We start from the raw sequence: 16,737 nt of genomic DNA, 5'->3' as shown, positions 1-16,737 counted from the left end.
TCTCGCATGGCCACTTGTGATGCTGATAATCTTTTTGACTATCAGTCCGTACTCACAAGCACCCACACGAATTGCTTGATTCGATTTGTTAAAGAGCGTTTGGTTAAGAGCTTTTCGTCTCAACCGAGGCGCGCATTCTACGCTTTCCTCATCTACTGTCAAGCGTTTATTTTGAAGTTTTTTACCGCCACCTTCTTTCGAAAGCTAACAACTTCAACAACTTACCGCCTGCCCCGAAGCGTTCATCGCTGCGAGGAGGCGAATAATACGCGCTTTAAAATCAGAGTCAACACCCTGTTCTGAAAAAACTTTCCATAAACCTTTGCCGCAACCGGGCAACTAATGAAAGCGCCGTGAATCTGTAAAGAAACACCCCCACGGAGCGTAGCGGCCATGAGCGATGCGCAGAGCGAGAAAACCCCCGGCCTGTCTGCAGATGAAGAGCAGGAGGTCAGCCACAACCAGCCGCCACGGGCGGCAGTGCTGCACGAGATCATTCGCTATCAGGGCGACCAGGAACTGGAACGTACCCTTGCCGCACTGTGGTGGTCGGCACTGGCCGCCGGGCTGTCCATGGGGCTGTCGCTGATGGCCATGGGCCTGTTCTACGCCCGCCTACCGGAAGGCGACGGTGCCCAGGTGGTCGCCAGCATCGGCTACAGCGCAGGCTTTCTTGCCGTGATCCTGGCCCGCCAGCAACTGTTTACCGAAAACACTCTCACCGCCGTGCTGCCGGTCATGACCGCTCCCACCCTGGCCAACTTCGGGCGCCTGCTACGTCTATGGGGCGTGGTACTGCTTGGCAACCTGGCCGGCACCCTGCTGGTGGCCTGGGTGATGCTGGAACTGCCGATCTTCGACACCAGGACCGATGCGGCCTTCCTGGAGGTTGGCCGCAAGGTGATGAAGAACGACGTCAGCCAGATGTTCGCCAAGGGCATCGTCTCGGGCTGGATGATCGCCACCATGGTCTGGATGATCCCGTCCATGGAACACGCCAAGATCTGGATCATCCTGATGATCACCTACCTCATGGCCCTTGGCGATTTCACTCATATAGTAGTGGGGTCGGTCGAAGTGTCCTACCTGGTCTGGGCGGGTGAAGAAACCTGGCGCAGCTTCTGGCTGGAGTTCGCCCTGCCGACGCTGGCAGGCAACATCATCGGCGGCAGTTTCATCTTCGCCCTGATCAGCCATGCGCAGGTGCGCAGCGACAGTGGCAAGCCACCTTCACGCCTTCTGCACGACGACCAGCCCCAGCCCCCGCGCAGCAAGGACAAGCACGCATGATACTCAGCGTACCGCTACCGTTCGCTCATGCCCCTGGCCCCGCTGACGCACAGGCCGTGGCTGCCACCAGTTCTGCCCGGCATGCGGTGAGTCCAGGCTGAGCCGCTCGCCCATCTGTGGCGTGCTCAAACGCACCTGAGCCTGGTTGGCCAGCGTCACAATGCGCTCGAAGGGCTCCTGCCAGCCATGGATGGATAGATCGAAGGTGCCGTTGTGGATCGGCAGCATCCAGCGCCCGCGCAAGTCAAGGTGAGCCTGCAGGCTCTGCTCCGGCTGCATGTGCACATCGGGCCAAGCGACGTTGTAGGCACCGGTCTCGATCAGGGTCAGGTCAAACGGCCCGAAGCGTTCGCCAATCTGCTTGAAACCATCGAAGTAACCGGTATCGCCACTGAAGAACACCCGCACATCCTCGTCGAGGATCACCCACGACGCCCACAAGGTACGGTTGCTGTCCAGCAAGCCGCGCCCGGAAAAGTGCTGGGCGGGTGTGGCGACGAAGCGCACGCCCTCAACGATGCTCTCCTGCCACCAATCCAGTTGCCGGACCTTCGCCGCCGCCACGCCCCAGTTGATCAACCGGTCGCCCACACCCAGCGGCGCCAGGAACACCCCAGTGCGCGGCGCCAACTGGCGAATCGCCTGCTCATCGAGGTGGTCGAAGTGATCGTGCGACAGCACCACCGCCGCCAGCGGCGGCAGTTGCTCCAGCGCCAGCGGCGGCGCATGGAAACGCAACGGGCCGGCCCACTGCACGGGTGAGGCGCGCTCGGCGAACACCGGGTCGGTAATGAAGAAGCGACCACGCAATTTCAGCAATACTGTGGAATGGCCCAGACGCCACAAGCTGTGGTCAGGGGCGTCGAGCACTTGCTGGCGGGTCATGGGCTGCAGGCTGATAGGTGCGGCGGGCCGGGTTTCCGGCGGTTTGCGCAAGAACAGGTATTTGAGCCCGATGCGCAGCTTCTTCCACACGCCATCCTGCGGCAGCAATGCCTGGTTGTGAAAACGTCCGTCCCGCTGTGGCGCCGGCTCGCCGGCGGGGGTGGCCAAAGGAGACATCAGCAGTACTCCAAGCAGCAGGAAAGCCTTCATGTTACCCCACAGTGATCGGATCAACCGTGAAATGGCTTGCAAGGTCATTTTTCGTTGATGAAACACTGTTCAACAATATTCATGCGAGTTATGCGATAAACGGCACCCCGGCAGAAGAACATGACCATGATGGACAACCGCAGCGGCAAGGGCCTTTCATTCGTCAAGCGCATCTATTTGCCGCGCGTCATCGGTCTGGGCATCGGACTGTTCAGTGTCATGGCGGCCATTGCGCCGCTGTCGCCACCTACCTGGGCATGGCTGTTGGTACTGTTCAACGGGCTGTTATGGCCCCACGTGGCTTACCTGTGGGCTGCCCGCTCGGCAGCACCGTACCAGGCGGAACAACGCAACTTGCTGCTGGACTCGCTGATGGGCGGGTTCTGGACCGCCGCCATGCACTTCAACCCGCTGCCCAGCGTGACCGTACTGTCGATGATGACCATGAACAACGTCGCCGCCGGTGGCAAGCGTATGGTCTTTCACGGGGTGCTGGCGCAATTGGCTGGCATGTTTGTCGCCCTCCTGCTGCTCGGCCCCGGCCTGCAGGTGACCGCCACACCCCTGCAGGTCTATGCCTGCTTGCCAATGCTCACGCTGTACCCATTGGCCCTGGGTTGGGTGTGCTACCAGTTGGCGATCAAACTGGGTGACCACAAACGCCGGCTGAGCGCCCTGAGCCTCACAGACAGCCTGACCGGGCTGCTCAACCATGGTGCCTGGAAGGACCTGCTGCTGCTGAAGTTCCAGGCCTGCAAGCAGCAACAGGGGCACGCGGTGGTTGCCCTGATCGACATCGACCACTTCAAGGCCATCAACGACACCTTTGGCCACGTGGTCGGCGACTGCGTATTGCGCCAGCTCAGCAGCGAGCTGCGGCGCAACCTGCGTGACGGCGACCAGGCCGGGCGTTACGGCGGCGACGAGTTCTGCGTGATCCTGCCCGATACCAGCGAAGCCCAGGCCTGCCAAGCGATGGAGCGCCTGCGCGAGCGGGTTTCCAGCTACCGCAACCCGCAGTTGCCGCACCTGCGCATCAGCCTGAGTATTGGCCTGTCGCCATTCGACGCCGACCTGGAATCCCCTGAGCACTGGCTCGAACAGGCGGACAAGGCGCTATACACCGCCAAGCACGCTGGCCGCGATCAGGTCAATTTTGCCCGCAGTGAAGCTGCCGCGCTCAAGCTGGCCTATCCTGATTGAACCCCCGTCCTGACGACTTGGCGGGGGTTGCCTGAAGGAGCTGCTCGCGCATGGCCAGGACCGCCAAGCTTCCACCCGCCAGCCATACACCACGCTTTCAGGTGCGCCACTTGATTGCCGGTTTCAGCGCAGTGTTCGGCCTGGCCTGCCTGGTCATTCTCGGCGCCCTGTTCAATATCGCGACCACACTCGACCAGCAGGAGCGCCAGCGTAGCGCCTTCCATGCGAACCAGGCGCTGCAACAACGGTTGCTCGCCTCGCGCCAGTTTCTGTCCAGCTATGCCGTATGGGATGCGGCCTTCGAGCACCTGGCGGGTCACGCCGACTGGCATTGGGCCTACGAAGAAAAGAATGTAGGTGAGTCGCTCTACAGCGCCAGCGGCTACGAAGGGGTTTTCGTGGTGGAAAACGACCGTACCACCTATGCCCTGTTCAAAGGCCAACCCAGCCAGGCGGGCGCCAGCACTTACATAGATGCACCGCTTCAACCGATCATCGACCAGGCCCGTGCGGCCGCGATCCCTCGCGAGCAGATCACTCAGTTCGTGCTGTTCAATGGCTGGCCGGCCGTACTCAGTGCCGCAGCCGTGCGCCCGGACCGAGACGTCAGCGAAAGCGAGGTGAGCCAGGCGCCGGTGATGCTGTTCGTCGACCAGCTTACCGAAGAAAAACTGGCGCAGCTGGGCAAGGGTGCCGGCCTGAATGGCATGCACGTGGAAAAGGAAGACATGCAGCAGCATGGCCACCTGCGCATCGACCTGGGCGACACCGGCTATCACCTGTCCTGGAGCAGCCCGCTACCTGGGCACCAATTGCTGTGGGCTATCTTGCCAGCCCTGTTGAGCGTGCTGCTGATACTCGGCCTGGTCATGCTGTACCTGTGCCGCCATGCCCTGCGCAGCTCGCGGGCGATCGGCCTCACCCTGGTGCATCTGCAACAGAGCAACCAGGCGCTGGAAGCAAGCGAGCAACGCTTTCGCGCGGTAGCCGAATCGGCATCCGATTGGATCTGGGAAACCGACCGGCAACAACGCCTGACCTACCTGTCGCAACGTTTTGCCAATGTAACTGGCTACCCGGTAGACGACTGGCTAGGCCACCCGCTCAACCAGTTGCTGGCCTGCGATACCACCCCGCTGTCGCCCTGGCTGGACGCCCTGGCGACCGCCGACCCGCAGCAACTGGCCAACCTGCGCTGCACCTACCGCGACCAGAATGGCCAGAACCGCTACTGCCGGGTTTCCGCCCGCGCCATCTGGCACCACGGCCACACCATTGGTTTTCGCGGCACCGCCAGCGATATCACCGACGAAGTCGACGCCCACGCGCGCATCCAGCACCTGTCGCTGCACGACCCATTGACCGGGCTGGCCAACCGTAACAAGCTCGCCAGGCACCTGGAGCTGGCACTGCAGCGCGGCAGCGACTCCCCACCCCTTACCCTATTGCTGCTGGACCTGGACAGCTTCAAGCCGATCAATGACTCGCTCGGCCATGCTGCCGGGGATGCCGTGCTGCAGGAGGTAGCAACGCGCCTGCGCGACACCACCCGCGATGGCGATCTGGTCGCGCGCCTGGGCGGCGATGAGTTCATCGTTGTATTAAGCGGCATGGACAACCGCAACGAAATCGACCGTTTCTGTGCGCGACTGATCAGCCTGCTGCAGCAATCCATCGTCTTCGACAGCCAGCCCCTGCACATCGGCGCCAGCATTGGCGTCGCTCAGACCCGCACGCAAGGCTTCGATGCCGGCGAACTGATTCGCTGCGCCGACATTGCCCTGTATCAGGCCAAGGCCGACGGCAAGAACACCTGGTGCTACTTCGCTGCCGAAATGAACCAGCAGATCCAGTACCGCCGCCAACTGGAGAACGACCTGCGCCGGGCCCTGCGCAACCAGGAGTTCGTGCTGCATTACCAGCCGCGCTACCGCCTCAGCGACCTGCGTATCGTCGGGGTCGAAGCCTTGCTGCGCTGGCAGCATCCACAGGAAGGGTTGCTGGGCCCAGACACCTTCATCCCGCTGGCCGAGCAAAGCGACATCATTGTCGCGCTGGGCCGCTGGGTGCTGCGCGAAGCCTGCCGCACAGCCCATGACTGGCCCGACGACATTCTGGTGTCGGTGAACCTGTCGCCTGCGCAGTTCCTGCGCAGCGATGTGGTGGCCGACGTGCGCGAGATTCTGCTGGACACGGCCTTCCCCGCCCAACGCCTGGAGCTGGAAATTACCGAGAACGTGATGCTCAACGACATCGAGGGTGCGCTGGGCACCATGCTGTCACTCAAAGAGCTGGGTGTGCGCCTGAACATGGACGATTTCGGCACGGGCTACTCGTCGCTGGGCTATCTGCGCACCTACCCGTTCGACAGCATCAAGATCGATAAACGCTTCATCAGCGGCCTGAACAACAACGGCGGCAGCGACCGCGCCGTGGTCCAGGCCATCATCAACCTGGGTGAGGCGATGGGGCTGACAGTGACGGCCGAGGGTGTGGAGAGTGAACAGCAGCTCAAGGCGCTGGAGAAGGACCACTGCCATGAAGTGCAGGGCTATTACATGAGCCGCCCGCTGGACAGTGCAGGGTTGCAGGCGTTGCTGCAGCACACATCCAAAAACACAGCGCAGCCCATGTAGGAGCAGCCTTGTGCTGCGAAGAGGCCAGTGAAGCCACCACCCACAGTGCAGTTGCCACTGGCCTCTTCGCAGCACAAGGCTGCTCCTACATGCACAAGGCTGTCCTTATATGGGCTGCTGCAGGCTGCGCTCGGCCACGATTTCCGGCAGATCGCGCCGGCGCAGGTAAGCGCGCAGTGGTTCACCGATGTTCAAGCGGTCATCCACATGCTGCCCCAGCAACAGCGCCAGCCGTTCGCGGCACAGCGCCATACGCCGCCCTTGCTCGGGCCGCCAGACAAACTCGCTGCAGGGCGTGATGGTGGCGTCGGCCACGTCCATGCCGAACGAGTCCTCGGAGAAACGCACGATATGAACGCCGCGCTTGCCGTGAAACCCGACAAAGCCCTTGAGCTGGTCGGCAGCGTTGCAGATATCCTGGGAAGTGATGGCCATGACGTAACCTCGCAATGAAATCGGAAGATACGCACGCCTGGCGGGGATGGGTCGCCTCTGCCGGGCAACTCGCAACGGGCAGCCTAACGCAAGTGGCCTTTCATGCGCCATGGCTTTGCTCAATCACCGGCCACTGCATCGACCTGAGTGTGCAGTACCTCACCCAACCACTGCATGAACGCCTGCACCCGACGTGGCACATGCCGTTGCCGGGCATAGAGCAGCGACACCGGCATGGCCGGCGCCTGCCAATCCTCCAGCAACGAAACCAGTTCGCCGCGCCGCAGGTGCTCGGCCACCCCCACAGCAGGCACCTGGATCAGCCCCAACCCGGCCAGGCAGGCCGCCGAGTAGGCTTCGGCATTGTTGACCGTAACCACACCGGCCATGGCCTGATACCGCAGCTCGCCGCCTTGCAGGTATTCGAACCCGGCACTGCGTGCGCCCAGGGTGCGCACGTAATGCACCAACTGGTGACTGGCCAGGTCCTGCGGCGTGCGCGGTGCGCCATGGCGGGCCAGATAGGCGGGGCTGGCACAGTTGCGCATGCTCAGTTGCCCGACTGGCCGAGCCACCACGTCCAGGTCATGCAAGGCGCCAATACGCATCACGCAGTCAAAACCTTCGCGCAGCAGGTCGACTTGGCGATCGGTGCAACTGAGCTCCACTTGCAGACGCGGGAAGCGCTGCAGAAACCGCGGTAGCGCCGGGATGATGACACGGCGCGCCATCATGGTTGGCAGGTCGATGCGCAGGCGCCCGGCCAGCTCGGCGTCGTCGGCACTGAACAGGCTTTCTATCTCGTCCATGCCCGACAGCAGGTCCTTGCTACGCTCGTACAGCAAGGCGCCATCCTGGGTCGCCTGCACCCGGCGGGTGGTGCGGTTGAACAACTGCGTGCCCAGCAAGCGTTCAAGCGCCCTCACCTGCTCCGACACGGTCGAGCGTGGCAACCCCAGGCTCTCGGCAGCCAGGGTGAAACTGCTGACTTCACTCACCCGCACAAAGGTACGTAACAACTCCAGCTTGTTCACTGGCGGCCTCGACTATCCAATTTAAGCGAACAGTATTTCCATATTTTCAGGATTTAACAGCCTCGCACCGACCAATAACCTGTCCTCATCCACCCACCACGAGGTATTCACCATGACCCGCAAAATTGCCCTGATCACTGGCGCCAGCCGCGGCCTCGGCCGCAACGCCGCCGAGCACTTGGCCGCTCGCGGCATCGATGTCATCGGTACCTACCACAGCAAGGCAGACGAAGCACAGGCCGTGGCGGCGCGACTGGAGCAGGCCGGGGTCAAGGCGACCATGCTGCAGCTGGACGTCAGCGACAGCAGCAGCTTTGCCGAATTTGCCGAGCGCCTGGGCACGACCCTGCAGCAGCACTTTGGCCGCGAGCGTTTCGACTTTCTGGTGAACAATGCCGGGATCGGTCTGAACGTGCCGTATATCGACACCACCGAGGCGCAATTCGACCAGTTGCTGAACATTCAGCTCAAAGGGCCGTTTTTCCTCACCCAGCGCCTGCTGCCGCTACTGGCGGACAATGGCCGGATCGTCAACATTTCCACCGGCCTGGCGCGCTTTGCGCTGCCGGGGTATGCCGCCTATGCCGCGATGAAAGGCGCAATGGAGGTGCTGACTCGCTACCAGGCCAAGGAACTGGGTGCGCGAGGCATTCGCGTGAACATTCTGGCACCCGGTGCGATCGAGACCGACTTTGGCGGCGGCGTGGTGCGGGACAACCCACAGGTGAATGAATACATTGCCGGCAACACGGCATTGGGTCGAGTGGGGTTGCCGGATGATATCGGGGCGGCGATCGCGCTGCTGCTGGAGGACGGCAATGGCTGGATTACCGGGCAGCGGCTGGAAGTATCGGGCGGGATGTTCCTCTGAGTTCGGAATTGCGGGGCCACAAAGTGGCCCCTGGCCTACTGCTCATGTACCTGCACGCTCGCAGTCATCCCGGCACTGAGGGTTACCCCTTCCGGCACCTGGTCCAGGCGAATCCTCACGGGTATGCGCTGGGCCAGCCGCACCCAGTTGAAGGTCGGCTCCACCTCCGGCAGCAACTGGCTGTCCGGGTTGCTGTTGCGGTCGGTGATGCCGCGGCTGATACTTTCTACATGCCCTTGCATCGGCTCGCCCGCGCCCATCAGCCAGACTTTCACGGTGTCCCCCACGCCAATGCGCGGCAACTTGGTCTCCTCGAAGTACGCCTGGATGTAGAAAGTCGAATCATCCACCAGGGCCATCACCGCTTGCCCGATATTCACGTAGTTGCCTTCGGCCAGACGCAGGTTGGTGATATGCCCGCTGCGCGGTGCCCGCACTTCACTGCGCGCCAGGTTGATCTTGGCCACCTGCAACTGCGCCTCGGCCTCATGTAACTCGCCACGGGCGATGGCGGCATTGATCTGGGCATTTTCACGCAATTCGGCACTGATCGCCTCTGGCCCCAGGGCGGTACGCCGGGCTGCTTCGCGCTCGCGCAAGCGCAGTTGCTGGGCGCGGGTCTCGGTCACGGCGCTGGCCTGGTCGAAAGCGGCCTGGAAGCGCTCGCGGTCGATACTCATCAACAGGTCGCCCGCCTTGACCTGCTGGTTGTCATGCACCTTCAATTCGCGCACCCAGCCAGACACATCAGGCGCGATCACCACCACATCGGCGCGCACCCGGGCATCGCGGGTCCATGGGGTCAGCATGTAGTACTGCCACAGCTGGTAGCCCGCCAACACGGCCAAGGCCACCACACACAAAGTCACCAGAGTACGTACGGCCGCACGCATCGAAACACTCCTTTATAAAGCTCCCAGCAAGCGTACTACCAGGAACAACACACAAACGAACAGCGCTGCATCGAATAGCGCCTCGTGCCAGATCCAGCGCCCCAAAGGCGTGGCCTGCACCACCAGACGAAGCACGCCAGTGACCAGCAGCGCCAGCAACACATAAAGCAGAAACGGGCTAAGCAGCACGCCCCCGACTTCCCACTCACGCAACCCCATGGGTTTCCTCCTGCCAGCGGCACCACTTGCCCCAGCTCTTCTGCAACTGCAATACCGCCCCCTCGGCCAGCCGCAGCGGGTCGCTAGCAGGCAGCCGGCGCAAAGCAGCGATGAACTGTTCACTGGCAGTGTCCAGGCGCTGCCCACGCCCGGCAGCTGGCCCCTTGGCCAGCACTGCCTCTACTTGTTGCAGGTACTCACGCTCGGCTTGCCCCAAAGGGGCCTGGGCGATCGCCAGGCACATGCGCAGGTGCACCAGCTCGTCGCCGATATCCAGCCCGTGCAGGCCGTCATCCCAGCGTTTGCGCTCACTTTCCGGCAACTCACTGGCGTGCCGCGCCAGTTGCATCAAGCGGTCGGCCATGCGCCCGCCAAACCAGCTGTCGGCCCCACGCAGGTCGCGCCGGGTCAAGCGCACCAGGTCGCTCTGGGTTGCCGCGCGCAAGCGCCGGCCCAGCCAAGCCGGGTGGCGCAGTACCAACAAGCGAAAGGCCATGACCGCCGCCGACACCCCCACCAGCATGGCCAGGGCACTGTTGAGCATGGTCGCCACACCGAACTGCATGGCGTTGAGCGGCGACACCAGCACGATGAAGTGCAGGCAATAGGACGTGGCAGTGGCCCCGGTACGTGGGTGGGCCATACCCAACGCGCCCAGAAACAGCGGCACGCCCATGCCCAGGCAGAGCATGGCGAAACTGCTCCATTGCGGCAGCACGATTTGCCCGACCAGAAACGCCGCAGGGATCGCCAGGAAGATGCCCCGCAAAAAGCTCAAACCAATCTGCGCGCCGTTCTCCCGGCTGGCGAACAGGCTGCAGACCACGCAGGTCAGCACCAGTCCCCCCGGCGCCGAAGGCCAGGCCGTGGCCAGCCAGAAGCCACTCATGACCAGAAAGGCCAGCGCGCTGCGCGAACCGAACAGCAAGGCCAGCGACCAGTCACGGTGTGCGGCCAAGCCCTGGGACACGTCCTTGGGCGCCCTGCCCGCCTCCACGTCCTCCAGCGCCTGGCTGGCAGCCATGGCGTAATCGAGCAGCAGGGCCATGCGCGCCAGGCAGAAGTGTTCCGCCGGGCTGATCTGCTCATCGTGGGCGGCATCCCAGATACGCTGACGCAACAGCAACAGACTGGGCTGATCGGGTTTTCCAAGCAACGTGCGCACGTCCTGCAACCAGGGCGCCAGGCGCACGGCCTCGCGCTCATCCAGCTGCCGCCACTGGCGGCGTACCGAACGGGAGATGCGCAACAGCACCATCAATTTCTGACTAAGGCCACGAATGGCACGGGCACGCTGGCGCCCACGGTTGCCCTCGAACCAGGCATGCTCACGCTGGCTGTCGATGGCAACGATGCGCCCCAGGCTCTCTAGCAGGCCTTTGCGCGCCTCGTCCTCACCGCCCAGCATGGCGCTGGCGGCCTGTAAGCCGTTCTGCCAGGCCTGCCGCGCCTGCCCACCCAGCTGCTGCTCAACCCGCATGGGCCAGAGCAAGGCGCTACTGGCAGTGGCGCAGAAAATGCCCAGGCAGATCTCGGTGCAGCGGGCCACGGCCTGATCGAACACCCGCAGCGGGTGGTCGATGGCTGGCAAGGCAATGATCGCGGCAGTGTAGCCGGCCAGCACGAAGGCATATGCCCAGGCGCTGCGCAACTGGGTGGACGCGGCGGTACACAGGGCCAGCCACAGGGCCAGGGTTAGCAGGAACAAGCCGGGGGTCTGGGCGAACAGGCCGATGAACAGTACCGACATGACGGTGCCGACCAAGGTACCCGCCAACCGCGCCAGGCCTTTCTGCACCACCATGCCCGACAGCGGCTGGGCGACGATGAACGCCGTCATCAGTGCCCAGGACGGTTGCTCCAGGCCCCAGCGCATGGCCAGCCACAAGGCCAGGCCACCGCCGAGCAGGGTCTTGATGGCGAACTTGAGGGCGAGGCTGCTGGGGGCGAACAGGGCCTGAAGGGTGATGGGCACGAGGCGGACCTTGCGGGGAATGGTCTTGATGAAACGATAGACAATGGTGAGCAGGATAAAGTGGAAACGATTAATTAGCTAGCTAATCATCTTTATAGCCATATCAGTCGGCCCTTTCGCAGCACAAGGCTGCTCCTACACAGCCCCCTGTAGGAGCAGCCTTGTGCTGCGAATGGGCCGCGCAGACAACACAAAAATTGCAGGCAAAAAAATGGGCGACCGAAGTCGCCCTAAATGCCTTGCGTGCTCGTGTACCCGGAAGGTCAGCGCGGCTTGCGCTTGTTCGAGTCCTTCCAGATGAAAATGCCCAGACCGGCAAAGAAGGCGAACATCAACCCGACCGTTACCACACCGGCGATAACTACGTTGTCGAAGAACATGCTGGCCTCCCCATTCGTTTGCCGTTGTCCGATGGGGGCAAGTTAACCAATGTGCGGGCAGGGAAAATTGATCGGGGTCAATGGTGCCCGGGGCCGGGCACGCGAGGCGGGTGCAGGGTTGACCTGCGTCAAGTTTCAGCGCTTCTTCGGCTTGCCCTTGGGCTTCTTTTTCTTGCTGGCATTCAACGGCAGGGCCTGCTCGAATGCGTTGCGCATTTCGTTCAGGCGCTTTTCCTTGAGGTCGTGGACGCGCTTGGCGCGTTCGGCATCGAAATCGATGAGGTTGTCTTGGCTCATGGGCGGGCTCGACGATCAACTGAGACGTTCATGATGAAGCCAGGCGCAGGCGCTGACCAGCCCCGCGTCAGACTTCGATGTCGACCAGCAGCCCTTGGCGTACATGTTCGCCCATCAATGGCGCCACCGGCACGGTGTTGTCGGCGTTGACCTCGTCTCCGGGCAATGCGCTGTAGCGTTGCTGGTCGCCCTGTTGCCGGCGCTGCCGGCGACGCTGCTCGTCGCGCAGCAACAGCGCCTGCTCTTGTGGGTCGCGCTGCTGCTTGAGGTCGATGGCACTTTCGCTGGACGCAGGCTGCGCCGGCACCACCGGCTTGATGTCGGGGGTTGGCTTGACCGGGTCCTGTTGCGAGGTCACCGGGGCGGCACTGAGCGGTATGATCGGCGGCAGCATGGACGTTCTCCTATGCCCCCTGTATCGGCAGGCGCTGGCTTACCTTGATGTGACGGACGACATTTACTCGGCTTCGTCTTCAGGCTCATCGTCGCTTGGCGGGCTGGCTTCGCTCCAGGGCCGTTTGTAAACCTGCTGCCAGACCGCATCCATATGATCCCGCACGACCTGCGGCGCCGCTTTCAGCGAAGCGCTGTCCTCGCGCTCGCCACCGACCGGCTCCTCGCCCGCCGGGGTGATCAGCGATTGGCCGGTAATGGTGTAGCTGGCCTGCCCTTCGCGCATCTCGATGGCAATGTCGTGTGGATCGATGCCGCCGCCACAGAACGCATGGCTGGCCACCGTCACCTCGGCCACGCCGTCTTTGTTCAGGTCACTGACATCACTGACGTCAGAGTAGAAGTCCACGTCCAGGTCCAGCCCCGGGCAGGTGGTTTCCTGCTCGATCTGCCAACGCGCCTTGAAGGCGTCGCTTTCGGCTGTGCGCCCGTACAAGGTGGCCTTGAGCACCACCTTGTCCACTTCCTGTTCGCTTTCCGGGTCGCTGGCCTGGCCATCGCTGCGGCTCAATACCAGCAGGCCTTCGCCGTCGCGGTCACGAAAGTGCACGCTCTTGATCGGCGTCTGCACGCCCAGTACCTCAAGCTGCTCCATCGGGATGGGGGGCAAGGTCTCGAAGTTTTTCTGTTCGCAGGCGCTGAGCAGCAACAGGCTGCCCACAACCATCGAAGCGCTGATCCAGCGGTGCTTGGCGGACATGTTGATGCGGGGCCCTCGTCGGCTGCACGGTGCAAGACGATGAAACGGCTAGACTGACTTACTTCCTGTTGTCGTTCGGCACCTTTCGGTGCGTTCGCACTTTGGTCTGACCGGCCGATCCGTTAACATAATCGGCTTTTTCATCGCGGGAGTTCAGGCAGTATGGCGCAGCAGTATCAACCGGGGCAACGCTGGATCAGCGACAGCGAAGCAGAGCTCGGCCTGGGTACCATCCTGGCGCAGGATGGCCGCCTGTTGACCGTGCTTTACCCGGCCACTGGCGACACTCGCCAGTATTCCCTGCGCAATGCGCCGCTGACCCGCGTGCGTTTCTCGCCAGGTGACCAGATCACCCACTTCGAAGGCTGGAAGCTGACCGTACGCGAAGTCGAGGACATCGACGGGCTGATGGTCTACCACGGCCTGGACGCGCAGAACCAACCGCGTACCCTGCCCGAAACTCAGCTGTCGAACTTCATCCAGTTCCGCCTGGCCAGCGACCGCCTGTTCGCCGGGCAGATCGACCCGCTGTCGTGGTTCAGCCTGCGCTACAACACCCTGCAGCACACCAGCAAGCAGATGCAGTCGGCGCTGTGGGGCCTGGGCGGCTGCCGTGCACAGCCCATTGCCCACCAATTGCACATTGCCCGCGAAGTCGCCGACCGCAGCGCCCCGCGTGTACTGCTGGCCGACGAAGTGGGCCTGGGCAAAACCATCGAGGCCGGCCTGGTCATTCACCGTCAGCTGCTGTCGGGCCGCGCCAGCCGCGTGCTGATCCTGGTGCCGGAAAACCTCCAGCACCAGTGGCTGGTGGAAATGCGCCGGCGCTTCAACCTGCAGGTGGCCCTGTTCGATGCCGAACGCTTCATCGAAAGCGACGCCAGCAACCCGTTCGAAGACGCCCAACTGGCGCTGGTCGCCCTGGAGTGGTTGGTCGACGACGAAAAGGCCCAGGATGCGCTGTTTGCCGCTGGCTGGGACCTGATGGTGGTCGACGAAGCTCACCACCTGGTCTGGCACGAAGACCAGGCCAGCGCCGAGTACAGCCTGGTCGAGCAACTGGCCCAAGTCATCCCGGGCGTGCTGCTGCTCACCGCCACCCCCGAGCAGCTGGGCCAGGACAGCCACTTCGCCCGCCTGCGCCTGCTCGACCCTAACCGTTTCCACGACCTGGCCGCTTTCCGCGCCGAGAGCGAGCACTACCGCCCGGTTGCCGAAGCGGTACAGGAACTGCTTGACGAAGGCCGCCTGTCGCCCAAGGCCCACGCCACCATCCAGGGCTTCCTGGGCGCCGAAGGCGAAGCCCTGCTGGCCGCGGTCAGCGATGGCGACACCCAGGCCAGCGCGCGCCTGATCCGCGAACTGCTGGATCGCCACGGCACTGGCCGCGTGCTGTTCCGTAACACCCGTGCGGCGATTCAGGGCTTCCCCGAGCGCCAACTGCACCCCTACCCGCTGGCCACGCCCGAGCAATACCGCGACCTGCCGGCCGGCGAGCACGCCGAGCTGTACCCGGAAGTCGCCTTCCAGGCCCAGGGTGACGTGGCCGACGATGAGCGTTGGTGGCGTTTCGACCCGCGCGTCGACTGGCTGATCGACACCCTGAAGATGCTCAAGCGCACCAAAGTGCTGGTGATCTGCGCCCACGCCGAGACCGCCATGGACCTGGAAGACGCCTTGCGCGTGCGCTCCGGCATCCCGGCCTCGGTGTTCCATGAAGGCATGAGCATCCTCGAACGCGACCGCGCCGCCGCCTACTTTGCCGATGAAGAGTTCGGCGCGCAGGTGCTGATCTGCTCCGAAATCGGCAGCGAAGGCCGCAACTTCCAGTTCGCTCACCACTTGGTGATGTTCGACCTGCCAGCGCACCCCGACCTGCTCGAACAGCGCATTGGCCGCCTTGACCGAATCGGCCAGAAGCACACCATCCAGCTGCATATCCCGTACCTGCAGGACAGCCCGCAAGAGCGCCTGTTCCAGTGGTATCACGAAGGCCTCAACGCCTTCCTCAACACCTGCCCCACCGGCAACGCCCTGCAGCACCAGTTCGGCCCACGCCTGCTGCCGTTGCTCGAAGGCGGCGAAAGCAAGGCCTGGGATACCCTGGTGGCCGATGCCCGCAGCGAGCGCGAGCGCCTGGAGGCCGAACTGCACACTGGCCGTGACCGCCTGCTGGAGCTCAACTCCGGCGGTGCCGGCGAAGGCCAAGCGCTGGTCGAGGACATTCTTGAACAGGACGACCAGTTTGCCCTGCCGATCTACATGGAAACCCTGTTCGACGCCTTCGGTATCGACAGCGAAGACCATTCGGAGAACGCACTGATCCTCAAACCGAGCGAAAAAATGCTCGATGCCAGCTTCCCGCTGGGCGACGATGAAGGCGTGACCATCACTTACGACCGTGCCCAGGCGCTGTCGCGCGAGGACATGCAGTTCCTCACCTGGGAGCACCCGATGGTGCAGGGCGGCATGGACCTGGTGCTGTCCGGGTCGATGGGCAACACCGCCGTGGCGTTGATCAAGAACAAGGCACTCAAGCCGGGCACCGTGCTGCTCGAACTGCTGTTCGTGAGCGAGGTGGTGGCACCGCGCAGCCTGCAACTGGGCCGCTACCTACCGCCGGCGGCATTGCGCTGCCTGCTCGACACCAATGGCAACGACCTGGCATCGCGGGTGGCCTTCGAAACCCTCAACGACCAGCTCGAAAGCGTGCCGCGCGCCAGCGCCAACAAGTTCGTCCAGGCCCAGCGCGATGTCCTGGCCAAACGCATCAGTGGTGGCGAGGAGAAGATCCTGCCAACCCATATCGAACGCGTGGCCGAAGCCCAGCGCCGTCTGGCGGCTGAAGCCGACGAGGAACTGGCACGCCTGGTGGCACTGCAAGCGGTCAACCCGAGTGTGCGCGACAGCGAAATCGACGCCCTGCGCAAGCAGCGCGAAGATGGCCTGGCGATGCTGGAAAAAGCCGCCCTGCGCCTGGAAGCCATTCGCGTGCTGGTGGCTGGCTGACCCACCCTTACTGCCCTGACCACCCTCCTGTAGGAGCAGCCTTGCGCTGCGAAGAGGCCATTAGCCTTACAACATTGTTGTGAGGCATCCGGCCCTTTCGCAGCACAAGGCTGCTCCTACCCATCATTTCCATTTATTCCTGCTGGCGATTGGCTTGATAACCAAATCGTAGAAATCAATGTGCCATTAGTCAGGAAGGCTTAAATACTCCTTCCTATACTGCCTCTGGACAGTCTGCACAGGGTTG

At 63.0% G+C, this 16,737-nt stretch carries 15 protein-coding genes and 1 pseudogene; 6 read left to right on the top strand and 10 right to left on the bottom strand.

From position 1 onward, the window contains the following. A pseudogene (locus ACNFBR_RS12955) lies at window positions 1-303 on the top strand (hypothetical protein); the annotation flags it as partial. 90 nt (window positions 304-393) lie between these two features. Next, window positions 394-1,290, top strand: coding sequence for a formate/nitrite transporter family protein (locus tag ACNFBR_RS12950; protein WP_416735249.1), 897 nt, complete (start codon window positions 394-396; stop codon window positions 1,288-1,290). Between the two features lie 3 nt (window positions 1,291-1,293). On the opposite strand, the gene ACNFBR_RS12945 is transcribed toward ACNFBR_RS12950, so the two are convergent. Beyond that, window positions 1,294-2,385 (bottom strand): MBL fold metallo-hydrolase, encoded by a 1,092-nt coding sequence (locus ACNFBR_RS12945; protein WP_416735248.1) that lies wholly within the window; start codon window positions 2,383-2,385, stop codon window positions 1,294-1,296. 129 nt (window positions 2,386-2,514) lie between these two features. Between ACNFBR_RS12945 and ACNFBR_RS12940 the strand changes: the two genes are divergently transcribed. Continuing rightward, window positions 2,515-3,588, top strand: coding sequence for a diguanylate cyclase (locus tag ACNFBR_RS12940; protein ID WP_416735258.1), 1,074 nt, complete (start codon window positions 2,515-2,517; stop codon window positions 3,586-3,588). A gap of 50 nt (window positions 3,589-3,638) precedes the next feature. Then, window positions 3,639-6,224, top strand: coding sequence for an EAL domain-containing protein (locus ACNFBR_RS12935; protein ID WP_416735247.1), 2,586 nt, complete (start codon window positions 3,639-3,641; stop codon window positions 6,222-6,224). A gap of 105 nt (window positions 6,225-6,329) precedes the next feature. On the opposite strand, the gene ACNFBR_RS12930 is transcribed toward ACNFBR_RS12935, so the two are convergent. Together ACNFBR_RS12930 and ACNFBR_RS12925 are read right to left on the bottom strand one after the other, a co-directional pair. Then, a complete protein-coding gene (locus ACNFBR_RS12930) occupies window positions 6,330-6,659 on the bottom strand; it encodes a DUF2025 family protein (protein WP_416735246.1) in 330 nt (109 codons plus the stop codon). Between the two features lie 119 nt (window positions 6,660-6,778). Next, on the bottom strand, window positions 6,779-7,693 hold the full coding sequence (locus ACNFBR_RS12925; protein WP_416735245.1) for a LysR family transcriptional regulator: 915 nt from the start codon (window positions 7,691-7,693) through the stop codon (window positions 6,779-6,781). Between the two features lie 112 nt (window positions 7,694-7,805). Between ACNFBR_RS12925 and ACNFBR_RS12920 the strand changes: the two genes are divergently transcribed. Continuing rightward, entirely contained in the window at window positions 7,806-8,564 is a 759-nt protein-coding gene (locus ACNFBR_RS12920) for an SDR family NAD(P)-dependent oxidoreductase (protein ID WP_416735244.1), read from the top strand. A gap of 35 nt (window positions 8,565-8,599) precedes the next feature. On the opposite strand, the gene ACNFBR_RS12915 is transcribed toward ACNFBR_RS12920, so the two are convergent. From ACNFBR_RS12915 to ACNFBR_RS12885, 7 genes are all read right to left on the bottom strand, one after another. Continuing rightward, entirely contained in the window at window positions 8,600-9,457 is an 858-nt protein-coding gene (locus tag ACNFBR_RS12915; protein WP_416735243.1) for an efflux RND transporter periplasmic adaptor subunit, read from the bottom strand. Between the two features lie 12 nt (window positions 9,458-9,469). Next, window positions 9,470-9,676, bottom strand: coding sequence for a DUF1656 domain-containing protein (locus tag ACNFBR_RS12910; RefSeq protein ID WP_416735242.1), 207 nt, complete (start codon window positions 9,674-9,676; stop codon window positions 9,470-9,472). After that, a complete protein-coding gene (locus tag ACNFBR_RS12905) occupies window positions 9,663-11,651 on the bottom strand; it encodes an FUSC family protein (protein WP_416735241.1) in 1,989 nt (662 codons plus the stop codon). The genes ACNFBR_RS12910 and ACNFBR_RS12905 overlap by 14 nt, the downstream gene beginning before the upstream one ends. 263 nt (window positions 11,652-11,914) lie before the next feature. Further along, window positions 11,915-12,031, bottom strand: coding sequence for a cytochrome c oxidase subunit CcoM (gene ccoM / locus ACNFBR_RS12900; protein ID WP_008097462.1), 117 nt, complete (start codon window positions 12,029-12,031; stop codon window positions 11,915-11,917). 135 nt (window positions 12,032-12,166) lie between these two features. Continuing rightward, window positions 12,167-12,328: a hypothetical protein gene (locus ACNFBR_RS12895; protein WP_416735240.1), complete on the bottom strand. Its 162-nt coding sequence runs from the start codon at window positions 12,326-12,328 to the stop codon at window positions 12,167-12,169. Between the two features lie 67 nt (window positions 12,329-12,395). Then, window positions 12,396-12,722: an aspartate-semialdehyde dehydrogenase gene (locus tag ACNFBR_RS12890; RefSeq protein ID WP_416735239.1), complete on the bottom strand. Its 327-nt coding sequence runs from the start codon at window positions 12,720-12,722 to the stop codon at window positions 12,396-12,398. Between the two features lie 63 nt (window positions 12,723-12,785). Then, window positions 12,786-13,481, bottom strand: a complete 696-nt coding sequence (locus ACNFBR_RS12885) for a M949_RS01915 family surface polysaccharide biosynthesis protein (RefSeq protein WP_416735238.1) — start codon at window positions 13,479-13,481, stop codon at window positions 12,786-12,788. Between the two features lie 162 nt (window positions 13,482-13,643). Here ACNFBR_RS12885 and rapA point away from each other — a divergent pair, with 162 nt between their 5' ends. Continuing rightward, on the top strand, window positions 13,644-16,490 hold the full coding sequence (gene rapA, locus ACNFBR_RS12880; RefSeq protein WP_416735237.1) for an RNA polymerase-associated protein RapA: 2,847 nt from the start codon (window positions 13,644-13,646) through the stop codon (window positions 16,488-16,490). Window positions 16,491-16,737: the final 247 nt, after the last annotated feature.

The organism is Pseudomonas sp. NY11955 (assembly GCF_048068035.1).
Taxonomy (GTDB): domain Bacteria; phylum Pseudomonadota; class Gammaproteobacteria; order Pseudomonadales; family Pseudomonadaceae; genus Aquipseudomonas.
The sequence above is the reverse complement of the archived record's forward strand: the minus strand, read 5'-3'. Positions and strand labels throughout refer to the sequence as shown.

Bases quoted from the DNA above. Each gene is read 5' to 3' on its own strand.
- ACNFBR_RS12950 (WP_416735249.1), top strand. From the start codon at position 394: ATGAGCGATGCGCAGAGCGAGAAAACCCCCGGCCTGTCTGCAGATGAA.
- ACNFBR_RS12945 (WP_416735248.1), bottom strand. From the start codon at position 2,385: ATGAAGGCTTTCCTGCTGCTTGGAGTACTGCTGATGTCTCCTTTGGCC.
- ACNFBR_RS12940 (WP_416735258.1), top strand. From the start codon at position 2,515: ATGGACAACCGCAGCGGCAAGGGCCTTTCATTCGTCAAGCGCATCTAT.
- ACNFBR_RS12935 (WP_416735247.1), top strand. From the start codon at position 3,639: ATGGCCAGGACCGCCAAGCTTCCACCCGCCAGCCATACACCACGCTTT.
- ACNFBR_RS12930 (WP_416735246.1), bottom strand. From the start codon at position 6,659: ATGGCCATCACTTCCCAGGATATCTGCAACGCTGCCGACCAGCTCAAG.
- ACNFBR_RS12920 (WP_416735244.1), top strand. From the start codon at position 7,806: ATGACCCGCAAAATTGCCCTGATCACTGGCGCCAGCCGCGGCCTCGGC.
- ACNFBR_RS12915 (WP_416735243.1), bottom strand. From the start codon at position 9,457: ATGCGTGCGGCCGTACGTACTCTGGTGACTTTGTGTGTGGTGGCCTTG.
- ACNFBR_RS12910 (WP_416735242.1), bottom strand. From the start codon at position 9,676: ATGGGGTTGCGTGAGTGGGAAGTCGGGGGCGTGCTGCTTAGCCCGTTT.
- ccoM (WP_008097462.1), bottom strand. From the start codon at position 12,031: ATGTTCTTCGACAACGTAGTTATCGCCGGTGTGGTAACGGTCGGGTTG.
- ACNFBR_RS12895 (WP_416735240.1), bottom strand. From the start codon at position 12,328: ATGAGCCAAGACAACCTCATCGATTTCGATGCCGAACGCGCCAAGCGC.
- ACNFBR_RS12890 (WP_416735239.1), bottom strand. From the start codon at position 12,722: ATGCTGCCGCCGATCATACCGCTCAGTGCCGCCCCGGTGACCTCGCAA.
- ACNFBR_RS12885 (WP_416735238.1), bottom strand. From the start codon at position 13,481: ATGTCCGCCAAGCACCGCTGGATCAGCGCTTCGATGGTTGTGGGCAGC.
- rapA (WP_416735237.1), top strand. From the start codon at position 13,644: ATGGCGCAGCAGTATCAACCGGGGCAACGCTGGATCAGCGACAGCGAA.